Annotated in this window: 2 protein-coding genes; one reads left to right on the top strand and one right to left on the bottom strand. The window is 69.3% G+C overall.

Annotated features, from left to right (window positions below; all coding sequences use genetic code 11):
- Nucleotides 1-189: hypothetical protein (locus tag FXF52_RS42775; protein WP_222870977.1), on the bottom strand; the 189-nt coding region annotated here is incomplete at its 3' end.
- Between the two features lie 6 nt (nucleotides 190-195).
- On the opposite strand from FXF52_RS42775, the gene FXF52_RS42770 reads away from it, so the two are divergent.
- A partial coding sequence (locus tag FXF52_RS42770; RefSeq protein WP_222870976.1) for a hypothetical protein occupies nucleotides 196-375 on the top strand: 180 nt, incomplete at its 3' end.

The following is a 375-nucleotide window of genomic DNA, read 5'->3' as shown; positions in this document are numbered from 1 at the left end:
CTGCTGCGACAGGCGCGTGTTCAGGGTGGCGCCCATGCCCTTGGCTTCCAACGACCGCAGATCTTCGACGTAGACGACGGTCGCCCGGGAGGCGATCGCCTGATCCACGACCCAGCGGGCGGCAGCCCACGCGAGCGCGTTGTTGAGGTTGGAGCGGCGGTCGGAGACGTGGCGGATCTCGTCACGCAAGACCGCATGCTTACCGACGAGTTGATGCCGGGAGTCGACGCCGATGAGGCGTTGGTAGTGGTCGGCTTTGGCGTGCAACCGCTCACCGTGCCGGCGCAGCCGGTGCTGCTTGGCCAGGACCCCGGCCGCCCGGAACTGACCACCCGCCCCCAACGCCGTGATCCGCCCGCCCTCGTGCAGTCGCAG

Origin of the sequence: Micromonospora sp. MP36, from assembly GCF_008119785.1 — a bacterium.
In the GTDB taxonomy this organism is placed as follows: Bacteria; Actinomycetota; Actinomycetes; order Mycobacteriales; family Micromonosporaceae; genus Micromonospora.
The sequence above is the reverse complement of the archived record's forward strand: the minus strand, read 5'-3'. Positions and strand labels throughout refer to the sequence as shown.